The organism is Tolypothrix bouteillei VB521301 (assembly GCF_000760695.4).
Taxonomy (GTDB): Bacteria; Cyanobacteriota; Cyanobacteriia; order Cyanobacteriales; family Nostocaceae; genus Scytonema; species Scytonema bouteillei_A.
This window is the reverse complement of record NZ_JHEG04000001.1, coordinates 8,890,856-8,904,193: the sequence shown is the minus strand read 5'-3', so window position 1 is coordinate 8,904,193 and position 13,338 is coordinate 8,890,856. Positions and strand designations below refer to the sequence as shown.

12 protein-coding genes are annotated in these 13,338 nt (G+C 41.9%); 8 read left to right on the top strand and 4 right to left on the bottom strand.

Annotation, left to right across the window (positions count from 1 at the left end; all coding sequences use genetic code 11):
• Positions 1-56 precede the first annotated feature (56 nt).
• Complete coding sequence (locus HC643_RS36385; RefSeq protein WP_038077831.1) at positions 57-530, top strand: hemerythrin domain-containing protein; 474 nt, start codon at positions 57-59, stop codon at positions 528-530.
• Positions 531-548: 18 nt separating this feature from the next.
• Here HC643_RS36385 and HC643_RS36380 read toward each other — a convergent pair whose 3' ends face one another.
• On the bottom strand, positions 549-1,625 hold the full coding sequence (locus tag HC643_RS36380) for a WD40 repeat domain-containing protein (protein WP_050045566.1): 1,077 nt from the start codon (positions 1,623-1,625) through the stop codon (positions 549-551).
• A gap of 220 nt (positions 1,626-1,845) precedes the next feature.
• On the opposite strand from HC643_RS36380, the gene HC643_RS36375 reads away from it, so the two are divergent.
• Positions 1,846-2,355 carry a L,D-transpeptidase gene (locus tag HC643_RS36375; RefSeq protein WP_038077853.1) on the top strand — a complete coding sequence of 170 codons (510 nt, stop codon included), beginning with the start codon at positions 1,846-1,848 and terminating at the stop codon, positions 2,353-2,355.
• Positions 2,356-2,737: 382 nt separating this feature from the next.
• On the opposite strand, the gene HC643_RS36370 is transcribed toward HC643_RS36375, so the two are convergent.
• The gene (locus HC643_RS36370; protein WP_038077829.1) at positions 2,738-4,336 is read right to left on the bottom strand and encodes an Hsp70 family protein; all 1,599 of its coding nucleotides are present in this window, start codon (positions 4,334-4,336) and stop codon (positions 2,738-2,740) included.
• 54 nt (positions 4,337-4,390) lie between these two features.
• Positions 4,391-5,407: a UV DNA damage repair endonuclease UvsE gene (gene uvsE / locus HC643_RS36365; protein WP_038077827.1), complete on the bottom strand. Its 1,017-nt coding sequence runs from the start codon at positions 5,405-5,407 to the stop codon at positions 4,391-4,393.
• Between the two features lie 493 nt (positions 5,408-5,900).
• On the opposite strand from uvsE, the gene HC643_RS36360 reads away from it, so the two are divergent.
• Positions 5,901-6,119 (top strand): hypothetical protein, encoded by a 219-nt coding sequence (locus HC643_RS36360; RefSeq protein ID WP_038077825.1) that lies wholly within the window; start codon positions 5,901-5,903, stop codon positions 6,117-6,119.
• A gap of 162 nt (positions 6,120-6,281) precedes the next feature.
• Complete coding sequence (locus HC643_RS36355; RefSeq protein ID WP_167844829.1) at positions 6,282-6,452, top strand: hypothetical protein; 171 nt, start codon at positions 6,282-6,284, stop codon at positions 6,450-6,452.
• Positions 6,453-6,490: 38 nt separating this feature from the next.
• Here the strand turns inward: HC643_RS36355 and HC643_RS36350 are convergent, their stop codons facing one another.
• Positions 6,491-8,473: a response regulator gene (locus tag HC643_RS36350; protein ID WP_038077824.1), complete on the bottom strand. Its 1,983-nt coding sequence runs from the start codon at positions 8,471-8,473 to the stop codon at positions 6,491-6,493.
• A 640-nt stretch (positions 8,474-9,113) separates the two neighbouring features.
• Here HC643_RS36350 and HC643_RS36345 point away from each other — a divergent pair.
• The 4 genes from HC643_RS36345 to HC643_RS36330 all read left to right on the top strand — a co-directional run bounded on the left by HC643_RS36345 (position 9,114) and on the right by HC643_RS36330 (position 13,306).
• Positions 9,114-10,850: a S8 family peptidase gene (locus HC643_RS36345; RefSeq protein WP_038077822.1), complete on the top strand. Its 1,737-nt coding sequence runs from the start codon at positions 9,114-9,116 to the stop codon at positions 10,848-10,850.
• A gap of 108 nt (positions 10,851-10,958) precedes the next feature.
• A complete protein-coding gene (locus tag HC643_RS36340; protein ID WP_408019809.1) occupies positions 10,959-11,336 on the top strand; it encodes a hypothetical protein in 378 nt (125 codons plus the stop codon).
• A gap of 154 nt (positions 11,337-11,490) precedes the next feature.
• A complete protein-coding gene (locus HC643_RS36335) occupies positions 11,491-12,780 on the top strand; it encodes a glucose-1-phosphate adenylyltransferase (protein WP_038077821.1) in 1,290 nt (429 codons plus the stop codon).
• A 64-nt stretch (positions 12,781-12,844) separates the two neighbouring features.
• Entirely contained in the window at positions 12,845-13,306 is a 462-nt protein-coding gene (locus HC643_RS36330) for an AAA family ATPase (protein ID WP_038077820.1), read from the top strand.
• Positions 13,307-13,338 lie beyond the last annotated feature (32 nt).

The window sequence follows — 13,338 nt, the reverse complement described above, 5'->3', positions numbered from 1 at the left end:
AATGGTTAAGCTCGTCACAATTTTCATTTTTATTGATTGATTAGGAGTAAGATATCATGACCCAAGCCAAAACAAAGGATATTCTTGCATTAATTGAAATAGAACACCGTCAGATAGAACAGCTTTTTGCTAAAGTAGAGCAAGCTGAAAAGATTGAAATATATAATTATTTCAATCAAATCTACAAAGCGCTGAACTTACATACCAGAACTGAGGAAATTGTTTTTTATCCCGCAATGCAGGAATATCAAGAAACGAGGAAGTATATTCAAGAAGCTGAAGAAGAACATGAAGAAGCCAATTTGCTTTTAGAGAAAATTAAGAATCTTAAACCAACAGATTCAGAGTTCAACGTAAAAATAAATAAACTTAAAGAAGCAGTTCAGCACCACGTAGAAGAGGAAGAAAGCGAAATCTTTAGTGCTGTCCGAAAGTGTATGAAAGAAGAACAACTGGTTAAGTTGGGTCAGGAGTTTCTACGAGTCAAAGAAAAAATTGCAGCGGATGTTGAAACTGCAATGACTATTTAACAGCTAGAGGTAACTCGGTCAAAAACTTTTTCTGCTTTCTGCTTTGTGTCTACTTTCTTGTACTAGTGGAAATTGCCAAATTCTAACAGTTTCATCCGCACTAGCACTGACAAGCATTTTGGTTTTGGGACGAAAAACAACAGACCAGACTGCTTTCTCATGTCCTGTGAGGGTATTTGATATCTGTCCGGTTTGGACATTCCACAACCTAATGTTCCGGTCATAGCCACTAGTTGCAAGAGTCTGTCCATCTGTGTTAAAAGCAACTGACAAGATTGCGCTATTATGTCCGGTGAGTGTCTGTTGCAGTGTCTCTGTTTGAGTACTCCACAACTTAATTGTCCGGTCTTGACTCACACTGGCAAACGTTTTTCCATTCGGGCTAAAGGCGATCGCAGACACGTATTTATTATGAGAATTCAAGGTTGTTTTTAACTTCCCCGTTGAAAGTTCCCAGATTGTAATTTTTCCATTTTCCGTACCGCTTATAAGAAGCTGTCCATCAGGGCTGACGGCGATCGCTCTGACAAAATCTTTCTGGTTCAAGATCCGAATGACTTTTCCAGTTTCTACATTCCATAATGCGATCGTTTTATCCCAACTGCCACTGATGACAGTTTTTCCATCCGGGCTAAATGTAACAGATTCAACATCATCTGAATGACCTGAGAGAGTACGAATTATTTTGCCGGTTTTGAGATTCCATAACTTAATCTGGTTATCCCAGCTACCACTAGCGAGGGTAGTACCATCAGAACTAATAGCTAGGGATTTAATGGTATCAGCATGAGCGGCGATGGTAAAAAGTAATTTGCCCGTACCTGCTTGCAAATTCCAAATTTTAATAGTACCGTCATAACTGCCACTGGCTAAGATCTTGCCATCAGGGCTAATTGCAATTGCATAAATCCAAGCTGTATGACCTTTAAGAGTGACGGAAATATTCGTCCTCAGTGTATGTTGAACTGATGAAACAGATATTTTTGATTGCAAAGGAAATTTTGCCCAAGTTAAACCCATAATAGAGACTATACTGGTGATTCCTAACCCTGCTAACACTTTTTTAGAAAACATAGATTGTAAAATCATAATCATAAAAATGATCCTTCTGTATAGCTGCCTTTCTTCGGCAAACGTTGCTTGTAGCTGTAGGAACATGGCATTGAGACTACAGCAGGTCATTCCTATGAGTTCAAAGGTGTCACGTGTCCCCTGTCTTTTGGCGAGTGGTGAAAGATATGTTACAGCTATAAACTGGGCAGTATAAAAGATAGTTCAATCGTTTCCCCAACTCAACTATGGAAGTATGTCTGCCATGAAAAGTGTAATCTCTCCTGTTTGGGTACGCCCCTTGAAGTTACTTGCCAGTACAGTATTGGCCCTAAATGTTTCTGTTGCTGCATCAGGTGAGGTTTTAGCGCAATCAAAATCTCAAGTTATCAAACAGCAAATACAAACGTTACAACAATCCACGCAGCGTTGGATTCAGGTTAAGCTTTCAGAACAAAAGTTAGTTGCTTGGGAAGGAAACAAACCTGTCTACGCAATTGTCGTTTCGACGGGTAAAAAATCCACTCCAACACGCACTGGTGTTTTTAAAATTCAATCCAAGTATAAGTCAACCCGGATGAAGGGTAGCGACTATGATGTTCCCAATGTTCCACACACGATGTACTATAGTGGGGGATATGCCATTCATGGAGCATACTGGCATCGTAGATTCGGAACTCCAGTCAGTCACGGATGCGTCAATTTAGCACCCAATCACGCTAAGTGGTTATTTAAATGGGCGTCTATAGGGACACCAGTAGTCGTGCAGAAGTAGCAGGAAAAAAACCTGCGTAAATCCCAAGTATTGCTTCCAAAAACCCACGCATATCTGGGGAATATGCGACTCACCAATTCTTGCATAGATATTCGCGAAAAGTAGCTAGCCCCTCCATAAGGGGTACTGAATAATTATAATTTCCATAAATTGTTACAGTTTTAAATGTCTCTTATAAAATATGGATTTCTCGGAAAGTTATCAAGTACAAGAGGTTTCCTTCACTAAATCTTAATTTCAATTTGTTTTTTACGTGAAATTACAGAATGGTTAGTGGTTAGTGGTTGGCAATTAACGGTTATTATTATGGTTGAATGAGTTGGATGGTTGGTTAAGTATTGCACATCCAAGGTATAATGAACTACTAACCACCAACCACTTACTAACTCAATTGTGCAACAAGTTGTTTTTCCAAAAGTATTTCATTGCTTAACAAATCTTCAACAGTAATCCGTAAAAAGCGCTGCTCGTCAACTAAAAAAAGAATTTTGATGCGATCGCTCCCCGGATGTCCTGGTGGTGTCAGTTGAGCAATAGTTCTTGCACCGTCTTTATCGTTGAGAGCTTTGACACTGCTTTGGGAGCCATTTAGACGACGAGTAATCAGGCGATCGCCATCAAAATAAACTTCTGTACCACCCGTTTCTGCACCTAATTCACCCATAATCAACTCAATACTGGGCTGATTCTCCACGGAAGCACCTAAAACCAACTCCACAGGCTGCGCCATTGGATACGGTTGTCCAGCCTTAATAATAGGATGCCAGTTATGACGGTTATTACGGCGATCCCAATAGCGAACACCATAACTGTGGTAGAGAAAATCTTTGAGTTCTACACCTTGAGCAAGCTGTAAAGCTCCTTGGGCGATCGCCTCAAAAGGACGTTCGCACCGAATTTTTTCTGGAGCAAAATACTGTTTCACCCATGTTTGAACTACAGGTAACTGTACTGTTCCGCCAACCAATAACACAGCATTGATATCTGAAACTTCTATTCCTTGGCGTCGCGCTTGTTGCAACAAAGAAGTCATAGACTCATCAAGTCGTTCAAAAAAGGAATTTTCTTGAAGAATATTTTCCAAAATCTCGCGATTGAGTTCCAAGTCATAACTCTCAAACGTTTCATCGTTGAAATAAACTTCGCTCGCTTGGGTTTGAGTTGAGAGTTGAATCTTTATCTTTTCCGCCAATCGAGTTGTTAAAGGGCTGATTGGTATTTCTTGAGTTTTAGCAAAGTAATCCAGCAACCAACGGTCGATATCTGTCCCGCCTAAATTTTGTCCGGCTTTTGCCAAGACACGAGCCGTTTTTACCTTTTGCTTTGAATCTTCTGCTAAAGACTTATTACCCCACTTCAGTATAAATCCTAAAGGCTTTTGAGTCGCTTGTACGGTTTTATCCAATTGAACTATTGATAAATCTAAGGTTCCACCGCCAAAGTCAACAACCAAAAGAATGTCTTGGTCTGTCATGCCATAACCTAAAGCAGCAGCGGTAGGTTCATCTAGCATTCGCACTTGCTCTACAGGAAGGGCTTCACAGACTTTTCCCAACCAGTGACGGTATGTTTCAAAGCTATCAACAGGTACAGTTAACATCAAAGAATCTATCCCTCCTTCGAGGGATGACAATTGTTCAAGCACTTGAGAAAGAAACCATTGCCCCACTTGTTCAAAGGTAATGATTTGCCCATCTAATTCCGGTAAGAATCCTTGAATATCTGCACCGATACCGCGCTTGAAACTGCGGAAAAATCGCGGTTCGTTTTTCAGATCCAGACCGCGATCGCGCACCTGTTGCCCTACTAAAACTTGCCCCTTTGAAGCATCTTCAACATACACCAAGCTAGGAATCAAAGGAGGATTGAGACTTTGTTGAATCGATAAACCGGGTAGGGTGATAGTTTCTGGGCTTTGGGTAACGGGGTTCCAACGAGCAATAACCGTGTTACTAGTACCAAAATCGATTGCTATTGCCATAGTTTTTCAATTATGCCATGCCGAGACACAAACTTTGCTAGCTTTTACATAACATTATTCTCCCACAAGCCACCAAGCACGCAAATGGGCTATCGCTTCTTCCTTGCGTTTGGCTTCAACCTCTATCCAAGGAGCTTCACTGTATACACTTGGCATTGCCGTGATGTACTCACTGTGTTTTCTATCGTTGAATGCTTCTTCACCATTAGAAATATGAACTAACTGCCAATTGGGATTAGCCCAAGTTGCTCGTGCAGCGTAAAATATTTCAGCAACACTCGGGTGGTCATATGTTTCTAAATTTTCATGACAAATATGGTGGTGGGCATCAAACACAAGTGGAATACCAGCTTGTTGGCAAACTTCCAATATTTCACTTGAACTGTATGCGTTTTCGTCGTTTTCCAAAGTTAAGCGGTTTTTGATATTTTCTGGCAATTCTGAAATCACCCCTATAAGTCGATCTGCACGTTGAGATTTTCCACCATGAATGTTCATCAGCGACCAAGAAGAACGTGGTAACCCCAGCATATCTAGCGTGCGGGCATGACGAGCTAAAATTTTGATACTGGATGCCACGATTTGCGGTGAATCGGAACTTAAGACTACATATTGATCTGGATGCAACACCATTCTAATGCCGACTCTTTCTGCCCTTTGTCCAATTTTGGCTAAATCTGCACTCATGTTTTGCAAGACAGTTGCACCAACTTCATCTTCTAGATCGCTCATGGGGAATAAGCCGGATGGCATGCGGTAAAGATGAATTGAGTTTCGCACGCAGAAAGTTAATGCAAAATCCAAACGTTGTAGGTTTTCTCGATAAATGACCTTAAGAGCAGTTTCACGCTGATTTTCTGGAAGTTCTAAGTAGCGGGTTCGCGTTATAGTTCGGTAACGAACATCTTTAGAAAATGTTATGCAAACAAGCCCTAAGCGTGGAGAAGCAGTTGCTGCTGCAACGGGGGGAAACCCTGCATCATCCTGCTCGGTTTTTGGCAATTGCCGTGCATTAGACGAGTGATGATCTGCAATCCGCGATTGGGATTTTGATTCCTGCACTGCTGACATAGTTTTATATCGCCATGACTCCACTCTTTCCATCTAACTGACTTCTACCCGTGGTTGCTCAGTATCTAAAGACAGAATTAACGGTAAGCAGCGAGCGTCAATCAGAAAAGAGTAACAAAAATTACACAGATGCAGGAATTTTTGAGATTGTATCGATCTCTACAGAAAACTCAATTCTAGAAAATAAATAATTGTTACATAAATTGTCAAAAAAGCATTAAAAATGCTTTTGCACCGTGTTTGGTAACTTTTAGGAAAAAATACAGGGGCTAATCTTTGTTGTCAAGCATACAATTGAGTAGATGTACCTTTTGATAGTGTTGTCAAGCATATTAAATATTTATTAATATAAGAGTAGCTTAACCATAGGAGTCAGTACCCAGAAAATTTGTAACTTGTGCAAGCACTACACCGAGAAATGCCTACAGGGGAGCACGTTGAATAGTGCGTCTTCTCAACCATCAAATTTTTTACTAAATGGAACAGAAAATTTATGAATAACCAGCAACCATCTAACCCCAATCAATTTGTGGGGAATTTTAAGAATGGGATTTGGCTTTTTGGCATCTCCTCTTGGCTCTTTGGCATTACCGATCGCAGTATTGCATCGTTTTCAGATGGATATCTGTCTGCTTTGGATTTAACGCAACTATTTACGGCTGCAACCTTCTTTGTCGCTTGGCTATGTCTCAAGCCAACTTCTAAAGCATAATTTAAGGTACAATTTTTAATACCTTCATAAATGTAACACCACAAAAATGCCCCGATTGGTCGTTAGGCGGTTTTAGCTTTTATAGTAAGCGAGCGTTGACATTTGACGAAAGTTATTCAATATGATATCTAGTATACTAGATATTAAATTAATATGTAAACTATGCCGATCCAAAAATTTCAACCTAAAGAAGGCGAAGCTTACGATAAAAGCCCCGTTCAATTTAAAGTCAGGAAGGGAGTCAGAGAAAAACTGAAGACTATACCAAATTGGCAAGATATTCTCAGAAAATATGTTGACGATCTGATATCCGATCCACCAAACAATAGTTGATGATGGGAAAATTTGGATAAGGATGGGATTGTGATTTCCTACTCCTGTGTTATTGCTTTAACAATTTCGTCAAAGTGAAAGTCGCTTGTCAGTTCTTGAAGAGTATCGATGAGAGTAGCGTGTTCTGTTGGAATTTTAGCTATCAACTGTAAAACACGTTCATCACTACCGCCAGAGGCTGCTTCATATAACTGTTGTATCCATTGTTCGGGCATCACCGCTAAATCTTGTTTGCTTAAGCTTAAAGTGTTATAGCGTTTCTGTGATGTTTGACCAACAGGGGCACAATCAAAGTAGACGTAGCTGACACCTAAGTGTTTGGCAAGCTTATCAAAAATTTCTTCCTCCTGAAATGGCTTGCGGATAAAATCATCGCAGCCAGCAGATAGGGTTAGCGATCGGTCATCGTTGAATGCATTTGCTGTGAGAGCAATAATCACGGTGGCTTGTCCTAAAGGGGTGGCTTTGATACGTTGTGTGGCTTCATAACCATTCACGATGGGCATTCGCATATCCATAAAAATCAGGTGAGGTTTCCAACTTTCCCAGATTTCTATACCTTGTTGACCGTTTTCTGCTTCCCTTACCTCAAAGCCCAGAGGTTTGAGGAGCGATTTTAGGAGTTGACGATGTTCCCAAGTGTCATCCACAATGAGCAATCTATAAACTGGGTGATTGGGAGTAAGGCTCTTTACCCGTTTTTGGAATAATTCATTTTGTACCTGTGTTATTTGCGGTACTTCAACCTGAATATTAAAAGCAAATACGCTCCCGTCACCTACAACACTCCTAACGGTCATCTCACCACCCATAAGATTGACGAAAAAGCGACTGATAGGTAGTCCCAATCCCGTACCTTCTGCTGTTTTTTTACCAATAGATGTCTGTTCAAAAGCTTCAAACAGTAAATTCATTTCTGTAGGATCGATACCGGGACCTGTATCTATCACTTCAAAAAGAAGGGATTGATAAGATGGTTCTGGAGGGTTTCCTTCTTTAGGGAACTGAGTTCGCGTAGCGTCTTTGTTCGCGGAGCGTGTGCCTTGCACATAGGAGATACCCGAAGGGCGATTGGGGATTGACTGGGTCATTTGTTCCCTATTGCCCCTTGTCCCCAGTTGCCAGTCGCCTGTCCCCAACCTGACGCGTAACGTCACACTACCACTTTCTGTAAACTTGATGGCATTACTGAGCAAGTTCAGTAAAATTTGGCGCAATTTGCTTTCATCTGTACTGATATACTGCGGTACTGAGGATGCACAATCAAAAGTTAATGTTAGTTGCTTGGATACAGCTTTAAGATGCAGCATTTCTTCCAAGGTATCTATAAGGCGATAGAGATCGAAAGTAGCAATACTCAGCTTCACCCTCCCTGCTTCAATCTTCGACATCTCCAACACATCGTTGATTAATTCCAGCAAGTGCTGACCGCTACGATTAATAATATTGATATACTCCTTGTACTGTGGAGAAAAAGAGGTATCTCGATGCATAATTTGGGTAAAACCCAATATACTGTTAAGAGGGGTGCGTAGCTCGTGACTCATAGAAGCCAAAAACCGACTTTTGGCACGATTGGCAGCCTCAGCAGTTTCTTTTGCCTTATGTAACTCCGCTTCTACCCGTTGACGTTCCGCTATTTCATTTTTGACTTCTTCAAATTGAGCAGAACTGGGAATTACTAACGCTTGTGGCACTAATCTGACTAGCATTACAGCTGTATACAGGGAAACCAAGGCAGTAATTGCTTTAGTGAAGCCAGATAACCAGTAGTTGGGATGCCAAAGTGTCCAAATTTCCAAGATATGGGTTGTGCCACATAAAACAATAAAAGCTCCAAATAAGAGGAAAATCCAGTTATAAGGAATGTCGCGCCTCTTTTCAACAATGTAAGTTAACGTGACAGGAATAGAGTAATAAGCTATTGCCGTAAGACCATCTGAAATAATATGCAATCCCACTAACTCTGGTTGCCAAAGATAGCAGTGTCCGTGGGGAATAAACATTGACGCGAATACCATAAAAATAATTTTGCAACAACTGTTGTCAGTAATCTTAATAAATTATTAATATACTCACATAAGAATAGTAAATACTTCATCCAAATTTTAGCTAAAACCAAGCATAAGCCCCACACCTGACCGCGAAGTCGCAGTGTGGGAACTGCTAAGTTCAGTGCTATGGGAGGGTTTCCCGACTTGTGGTAACTGGCGAGAAGGGCAAACCCAGAGGGGATTTATCAAAGAGACGCGGGGCGTAGAGACACACCTGAAGCGGAGAGTCGCTACGTCCCGCGTCTGAGGCGACAGCCTCAAAGGGTTTAAAACACGCTACGTTTGCGGAAGAATAAATCTCCCGCAAAGTGGCTCCCCAATTTCTATAAGTTGCCTCATTTTAGTTGGGGTTCAATCCCCATATGTAATATCAGAGCGCTACTAGCGTCCCACAGTCTCTGCGTCTCTTCCTGGAATTGTGCAGCTACGACCTTCAGTCATTAGGTCTTTAAAAAGGTTATCAAAGCTGACTTAGTATGTACGTGGAAAAACGATAAATAGACCCAAGTAAAATGTGGAGAAACTCAAAAAATTATATTTTCTCAATAATATTACAGTAGCTTATATTGTTACACTTTGGCAGTGATTAAATTTAAGTTGAGGTAAGATGAGGCACGAAAAACTATCTCCGGGCCTGTTGATAGCATTTGAAGATTATCAACGAGAAGGACAAGAAGCGTTAACTCCACAAATACGAACGCTGAGTATAGTTCCCCCTAGAAATACCCTCAAACCTACCCGCAGCGTCGTTTTTCTTTATTGTGACGAACAAGCAGATCTCAGTTCGTTGTTAGACTACGGCATTGAAGTCAACCAAAATAGAGGAAGTGTTCGCACCGCTTTTTTACCCATAGACAGTTTAGACGCGCTATCTGAAGATCCTGCCATCCAACGCATTAAGCCCTCGCGCAAACTTAAACTGCGGATGGATATTGCAAAGAGCGCTGTACGGGTACCGGAGTTTATCAAGAAAAATAGCAATCTCAGCGGTCAGGGAGTGATTATCGGTGTGATAGACACTGGTATCGATCCAAAACACCCTGCTTTTGAAGGACGTATCTTAAGGATTTGGGATCAGGTGTTGTCCGGACCTGGAGTTGCTGAAGGTAAATATGGGGCGGAGTTAACGGGTTCGCTGCTGACCGTTTCTCAAGATACAAACGGTCATGGAACTCATGTTACTGGTATCGCAGCTGGTCATGATGTTACCTATGGAGGGATAGCACCACAGGCAGAATTGGTGATTGTGAAAAGCGATTTAGATGAAGGTCACATTGCTGATGGAATTCGATATATTTTCCGAGTAGCCCGAGAAATGGGACGTCCTGCAGTTATTAATTTAAGTTTGGGTGGGCATTATGATGCTCACGATGGCACTGACTCATTATCAAAAATTATTGATGCTGAAACTGGTCCCGGTCGAATCATTTGTTGTGCGGCGGGTAATGAGGGGAACGACAACATTCACGGTCAGGCGATCGTACCTGCGGGTAAACAACATACCATGCGTTTTAATGTTCCATTAAACCAGACGAGTATCGCGTTATTAAATGGCTGGTACTCCAGTAAGGGTCAGTTAGAGGTTTCCGTCCGCAGCCCCAATGGTTTTGTGACTCCTTTCCAACACATCATTACCGAAGGCAATTACACTCAAGAACACACTCTTAAAGATGCACGAGTACAAATAGCGACACCAGGGCCAGATCCTTTTAATGGTGACTATAATGTAGTCGTACAAATTCGGGGTTCCGGTAAGGGCAATTTTAGCCAACCCGTACCGGGAGGTAATTGGCAGTTACGGTTTAACAACACTTCCTCCCACGATATACGAGTTGACTTTTGGACTTTGGATGGCTCCGTGTTATTTACTGGCAACAGCGTTGTAGATTCTGTAAAAATTGGCTCTCCCGGTTGCGCGACCAGTGCAATTACAGTAGCTTCCTATACAACTAAAGCGAATTATACTGATATTGATAACCAATTACAAGAAATGGGCTTTCAGTTGAATGACATTTCCGATTTTAGCAGTGAGGGACCGCTAAGGAATGATGCCCAAAAGCCTGATGTTGCTGCACCAGGAGCAATGATTGTTTCTGCCCTGTCTTCTAGCGCTAACTGCGATCGCACTAGCATAATTAACAGCAAGTTTGTAGCAATGATGGGTACAAGCATGGCAGCACCCTTTGTCACTGGGCTGATAGCACTGCTTTTACAACGCGACCCCCACCTAGATACAACTGCCATTAAAGATATACTGCGAAAAAATAGCTCAATTCCAGGAAAACCCCCAGGAAGTTTTGATAACAAATGGGGCTTTGGATTGGTTAACACAGAAAATCTTTAGCACGATCGGGCAGAAACTAAGTAGTTCGCTTTTTGTACGACGAATGGTAGTAACAAGTACTATCAAAGTTTGATAGCGTGGACTTAGCACAGTTTTAGTTAAAAAGTTATGTTCGTCGGATTTCCGACTTTTCTAAGAAGTTGGAAATCTTACAGTCCTCCTTTGGCAAACTTTGAGGTCGTTATGGATTATCAAAAGTTAGATACCGCCCTGACAATGAGGCTAAACGAAGTTGAAGACCCGCAACAACAAAGTTTAAAGGTCTTCATTCACACAAATGCAGCCGCAGATACTGCTGATGCATCTGATATGTTAAAAAACTTGGGCGTAGCCGATGTGACTCCAGGAAAAGACGTGTTCACAGCGGATTTATCCCCAAATGCTATTTCTGACTTGTCGGAACAGCCCTGGGTGCAGTACATAAAGCTGTCTCAGAACCTAAATTTATTAAATCAAAAAACTTCACGTGGCATCAGGTTAGCTTAGCCCCTGATACCCAACCTTTAACCTCTTACAAAAGAGATAGTTCAGAATTCTGTCAGAAGCAATACAACAATCTACCTTCACCCCCTTATCAGCAGCCACAGACAGTCCTAAACTGAAGAAGTGAGTTGAAAGGCAGTCGTCGGGAGAACTTAGCGTGAAAAGTGTTTTAGCTATCATTCTTGGAGGGGGTGCAGGTACCCGCCTTTATCCTCTGACTAAGTTACGTGCAAAACCAGCTGTACCTGTGGCGGGGAAATATCGTCTCATCGATATCCCTGTCAGTAATTGTATAAACTCCGAGATATTTAAAATTTACGTTCTGACACAATTCAACTCAGCTTCATTGAACCGTCATATTGCCCGTACTTACAACTTTGCTGGCTTTACTGAAGGTTTTGTGGAAGTTCTAGCGGCGCAGCAAACACCAGAAAACCTTAGCTGGTTCCAAGGTACGGCTGATGCTGTTCGGCAATACCTGTGGTTGATGGAAGAATGGGACGCAGAAGACTATCTCATCCTCTCTGGAGATCATTTGTACCGGATGGATTACCGTCAATTTGTTCAGCGTCACAGAGATACAGGGGCTGATATCACTTTGTCGGTGCTACCCATTGATGACCGTCGCGCTTCTGATTTTGGTTTGGTTAAAATTGACGGGTCTGGCAGGATCGTTAGCTTTAGCGAGAAACCTAAAGGCGAGGCGAAAACAGAAATGCGTGTGGATACAACTGTGTTGGGCTTGACTCCAGAACAAGCTCGCGAGCAGCCATACATTGCTTCAATGGGCATTTACGTTTTTAAAAGAGATGTTTTGATTAAATTGTTGAAAGAAGCCTCAGAAAGGACAGATTTTGGAAAAGAAATTATTCCTGCAGCAGCATCCAACCATAACATTCAAGCTTATTTATTTGAGGGTTACTGGGAAGATATTGGAACGATTGAAGCGTTCTACGAAGCAAATTTAGCATTGACTCAGCAACCCATGCCACCCTTTAGTTTCTATGACGAACACGCACCAATTTATACACGTGCTCGTTACTTACCACCCACAAAGATGTTGGACTGCCAAGTGGTAGAGTCCATGCTCAGTGAAGGATGTATTCTGAAAAACTGCCGAATTGAACATTCAGTTTTGGGCGTGCGATCGCGTGTTGAAGCAGGGTGTGTTATTCAAGACACTTTGATTATGGGAGCCGATTATTATCAACCTTTTGCCGAACGTCAATCAGATTGCGATCGCAATCCCGTTCCTCTAGGAATAGGCACTAACACAACAATTCGTCGTGCCATTATTGATAAAAATGCTCGCATTGGTTGCGATGTACATATTGTCAACAAAGATAATGTCCAAGAAGCTGAGAAAGAAAGTCAAGGCTTTTACATTCGTAGTGGCATTATTGTAGTGCTGAAAAATGCTGTTATTCCCGATGGAACAGTGATTTAGTTGTTGGTTGTTAGTTGTTAGTTGTTAGTAGAATAATCAACTACTGACTACTAACCACTAACTAATGACTAAACTACTGTTACTTATAGGTCTTCCTGGCAGTGGTAAATCAACTTTTGCAAGGTACTTGCTAGTAGATTGCCCCCAGATGCAAATCATTTCTACCGATACCATCCGGGGGCAATTATTTGGCGGCGAAGCCGTTCAAGGACCTTGGCTGGTTCTCTGGCATGAAGTTTTGCGGCAATTTCGGGAAACAGTCTTAAGCGATAATATAACAATCTATGATGCGACTAATGCTCAGCGACGCCATCGACGAGAAGTTATCGCTTCAGCCCGTGAAATAGGGTTTACTCACATCACTGGGATTTGGGTAGATACCCCGGTTTGGTTGTGTCTGGCGCGGAACAAAAAACGTCAGCGTCAAGTTCCCGAAGAAGTCATATTTCGCATGCACCGTCAACTCCGCGATGCACCTCCAAGTTTGGAGGAAGGACTCAACGAGCTACTAAGATTTTCTGTTTAAATCTCTTGAGTACGGGAATTGCACTTGTGGTA